Consider the following 4,507-nt stretch of genomic DNA (forward strand, 5'->3'; position numbering starts at 1 on the left):
TTTTTCTTCTACTATATTTTGTAATTTCATAATTCATTTTCTCAAAAATTCCCTGCTTCTTCCATTGCCTGAACTGCTCATACACAGTCTTCCATAGCGGAAAATCATTTGGTAAATACCGCCATTGACACCCTGTACGCAATACATAGAAAATTGCTTCTAATATTTCTCTTTTGCTATACTTTGGCGGCCTTCCTCCTTTCTTGTATGATACTCTGAAGTGTTTTTCTATTCTTGCCCATTCCCTTTCGCTTAGATCTGTTGGATACTTTTTTCTCATCTTTACCCCGTACTAAAATTTCAGATATTATAGCCTTTTACTTGTTTCCGGACAACCTCTTAGGAGGCTTTCGATTTGAGGTGAGAAATCCAGTAGGATCGTTCACTGGAAGGACAGAAGAATTACGAGAACTACACAAATTAATACAAAAAAGTCAAGGTGTAGCCACAGTAATATCGCAACTGGTTTCTATTAGTGGGTTGGGAGGAATAGGTAAGACTGAGCTGGCCAAAAAATATATTGAAGAACACAGTAAAGATTATGACAACAATATTATATGGATAAAAGCTGAAACCCATGAAACCATGGTGCAGTCTTTTCTCAGGTTAGCTAGAGATCCTTTAGGCATTCCTACAGAAGATAGGGATATTGAATCTATTGTAAGAGACATATACGCTTTTTTCGCCAAGAGAAAAAGTCTCTTTGTTTTCGATAATGCAGAAGAATATAGAAGTGAAGGTCAAGATGCTGGTATTAGTCAATTCTTACCGTCCCACTTTTTATCATCTGATGATAATAAACCTAGTGTTTTGATTACCTCTCGTAATCAGAAATGGGGAGATATAAAATCATTAACATTGGGTGCATTTACTGAACCAGAATCAATAGACTTTATTAGAAAAGCATTAGGTATAAAAGATGGGTCACAAGAAAATGAAATAAAGAATTTGGCAGAAACATTACAGCATTTTCCTTTAGCTTTGCAGCAGGCAGTTGCATACATAAAAGAAAGGGATATAGCATTAAAGAATGTAGGCTTGAAGTTTGAAATTAGTGATTATTTAAAGAGATACAAAGAGGAAGCAGAAAAATTACTTGATTTTAAGTTTCCTAAAGACAGCGACAATAGCTACACCAAGACAACTTTTATAACCTGGAGAATTACTATTGATAAAATCAAAGATAACCCAGAGTATGGTCAGCAAGCCAAAGAAATCTTGGATATCATTGCCTATATTGCTCCTGACAACATTCCTGCAAAAATGTTTTTAGGGGTAGAACGCAATGAAGAAAAGTTAGGTGATGCTATCCAACTACTTAAACAATATTCAATGATCAACTCAGGAGAAGAGCAAAGCTCAGTCAATATCCACAGGTTAGTACAGCAAGTAACAAGAATAGAGTTAGAAAAACAAGGCAAAGACAAAGTTGTGAAAAAGACTTTTGAGTTACTGGAAGAAAGCTTTCCTTACGGCAGTGATAAATTAGAAGATTATGCTAAGAAACGACAATTATTGCCGCATTTAGAAGCGTTCTTATCACATGTAGATAATTGGCTAACAAAAAATCCTTCAGAAAAACAAACAATAGAAAAGGATTATCTTGTAAATTTGTTAATATGGATAGGCGATGGATATTTTGATTTAGATCCTAGAAGACAAAAGAAGTCGCTTGAACGGGTTTTACCTATCATCAAGAAACATTATGGCTCTGATCATTTTCAAGCTGCTATTACATTAGCAAATCTTGGCATTGCTTATGGTGCTTTAGGTGATCCTCAGAAAGAAAAAGAGTTGCTTGAACGGGCTTTACCTATCTTGAAGACACATTATAGCCCTGATCATTTCGAAGTTGCTAAACTGCTGGCAAACCTAGGTAACGCTTACGGGTATTTAGGCAATTATAAGAAACAAAAGGAATTGCTTGAACGAGCTTTAGCAATTCAAGAGAAACATTGTGGTTCCGATCACTCTGAAGTTGCTAGAACACTGGCAAACTTAGGTAACGTTTATGGTGCTTTAGGTGATCCTCAGAAACAAAAGGCTTTACTTGTGCGAGCTTTACTTACTTTTGAGAAACATTATGGCACTGGTCATCCTGAGGTTGCTAGAACACTAATAAGTTTAGGCACCGCTTATAGGGCTTTAGGTGATCCTCAGGAAGAAAAAGAGTTGCTTGAACGGGCTTTACCTATCTTTAAGGAATATTATGGCTATGATCATTTTGAAGTTGCTAAACTACTAGCAAACCTTGGTATCGCTTATGGTGCTTTGGGTGATCCTCAGAAAGAAAAGGAGCTGCCTGAACAGGCCTTAACAATTAAAGAAAAATATTACAACTCTGATCATTTTGAAGTCGCTATTACTCTGACAAACCTTGGTATCTCTCATGTGGATTTAGGTGACTATAAAAAACAAAAGGAGTTACTTGAACGGGCTTTAGCAATCAAAAAGAAACATTACAGGCCTGACCATTTTGAAGTTGCTAGAACACTGGCAAACCTCGGTAATTCTTATAGGGTTTTAGGTAATCCCCAGAAGGCAAAAGAGTTGCTTGAACAGGCTCTAGCAATTCGAAAGAAACATTACGGCCTCGACCATTTTGAAGTTGTTAAATTACTGGCAACCCTCGGTATCGTTTATGGCACTTTTGGCGATCATCAGAAAGCAAAAGAGTTGTTTGAACGAGCTTTGCCTATTTTTGAGAAACATTATGGCCCTGATCATCCGGAAGTTGCTAAACTGCTGGCAGAACTAGATGACATTTAGGTTTTTAGCAATACTGGATTAACAACAATTCATTTGAGCTACACTTCCAAAACTAATCTATTTGGATCTTCTATATAATTTTTTATTTTAACGAGGAAAGTTACTGCTCCTTTGCCGTCAACTATTCTGTGATCGTAAGAGAGAGCAATGTACATCATAGGTCTGATTTCTACTGCATTACCAACAGCAACTGGCCTGTTTTGTATTGAATGCATTCCAAGTATTCCAGATTGCGGAGGGTTTATTATCGGAGTGGAAAGAAGTGAACCGTATACTCCACCGTTTGAGATGGTAAATGTTGCACCTTCCATTTCTGATACTTGTAATTTACCCTCACGAGCTTTTTTGCCAAGAGCAACTAAAGTCAACTCAATTTCTGCAAATGACATCTGATCGGCACCCCGAATAACTGGTACAACAAGACCTTTATCGGTGCCAACAGCAACACCTACGTCATAGTAATGTTTATATATGATTTCATCGCCTGAGATTTCAGCGTTAATTTCAGCAATTTCTTTCAATGCTTGCACCGCTGCCTTTATAAAAAACGACATAAAACCAAGTTTTATTCCATATTTTTTTTCAAAGGCGTCCTTATATTTTGCTCTTAGATCCATGACATTCTTCATGTCAATTTCATTGAACGTGGTCAGTATTGCAGCAGTATTTTGCGATGCTTTCAAACGAGCGGCAATTACTTGCCTTATTTTGCTCATTTTTACTCGTTCCTCTCTTTGCTCTCCATTTACTACACTTTTTGGCAATTCATATTGTTTTATTGCAGGTTGTTCAGCTTTGTTCATATGGCCTATCACATCTGCTTTTGTTATTCTGCCTCCCATGCCAGTTCCTTTGACGCTTTCTGCACTGATTGCATTTTCTTCCATAATTTTACGAGCTGATGGAGCATCTTTTTTAGCAGCACTTTCGCTTTTATCTTCTTTTCTCGCTTCCTCTTTTACTTCTCCCATGGAAAGCTTCGCTAACAATTGATCAGGACTTATTACATCATCTTCTTTTATAAGAAATTCAGTTATTTGCCCTGAAGCTTCTGCAGTTAATTCGAGTGCTGTTTTGTCAGTTTCAATTTCAAAGATCAAGTCATCTACTTTTACTGCTTCTCCAATACCCTTCTTTATTTTTACTATACCTTCTGTAACTGATTCACCACCAAGAGTTTTTGGTGCTCTGATTTCTATAATTTTGCTCATAAAACAACTTCCGTATAAAACTTTCTATAGATTTATACATGAAAAGAGACATGTAATAAACTAATAAATTCATTGAGGCTCTTATCATTTAGAAGTGACAAACGGATAACATATTCCCAAATGTCATTCCAGCACGTGACGCTAGGCCATAAAAATTCCTTGACAAGCTTTGCCATCCCCCCTATCATGAAACTGAAGCTATTTATTTATCTTCGCAATCTGTGCAGGTTAATGACAAAAAACTTAGGGTATTTGGCGTCTCATGTTTAATTTTTCGCACTACGTGCATCGCATGTCTTTAAAAATTTTTAGGTTTTTACCTATATAAGCCGAAACGCGCTTACAAAGCGTTTAAGACAGCAAAAAACGTCAAATTGACAAGGGAGAATTTGAATGCTAGCTACTACGGGGTTTCTTTGCCTTTTTTCCTGCTTAGTAAATTTCTTAAACACTTGCGGTGTAGGTTAGTTGCAAGTTAAAAGCAGCTAAATCGCTCTTAATCAAGCGTTTTAGAATAAAAAAAACGC

At 36.7% G+C, this 4,507-nt stretch carries 3 protein-coding genes; 1 reads left to right on the forward strand and 2 read right to left on the reverse strand.

Annotated features, from left to right (window positions below; genetic code table 11):
• Positions 1 to 280, reverse strand: a 280-nt coding sequence (locus OZD64_RS03840; RefSeq protein WP_044471353.1) for an IS5 family transposase, incomplete at its 3' end; no start/stop codon positions are given.
• Positions 281 to 360: 80 nt separating this feature from the next.
• Here OZD64_RS03840 and OZD64_RS03845 point away from each other — a divergent pair.
• Complete coding sequence (locus OZD64_RS03845) at positions 361 to 2,769, forward strand: tetratricopeptide repeat protein (RefSeq protein ID WP_274999325.1); 2,409 nt, start codon at positions 361 to 363, stop codon at positions 2,767 to 2,769.
• Between the two features lie 38 nt (positions 2,770 to 2,807).
• On the opposite strand, the gene odhB is transcribed toward OZD64_RS03845, so the two are convergent.
• A complete protein-coding gene (gene odhB, locus OZD64_RS03850; protein ID WP_010962667.1) occupies positions 2,808 to 3,980 on the reverse strand; it encodes a 2-oxoglutarate dehydrogenase complex dihydrolipoyllysine-residue succinyltransferase in 1,173 nt (390 codons plus the stop codon).
• Positions 3,981 to 4,507: the final 527 nt, after the last annotated feature.

The sequence above is a fragment of the Wolbachia endosymbiont of Drosophila tristis genome, assembly GCF_028981745.1.
GTDB lineage: Bacteria > Pseudomonadota > Alphaproteobacteria > Rickettsiales > Anaplasmataceae > Wolbachia > Wolbachia pipientis.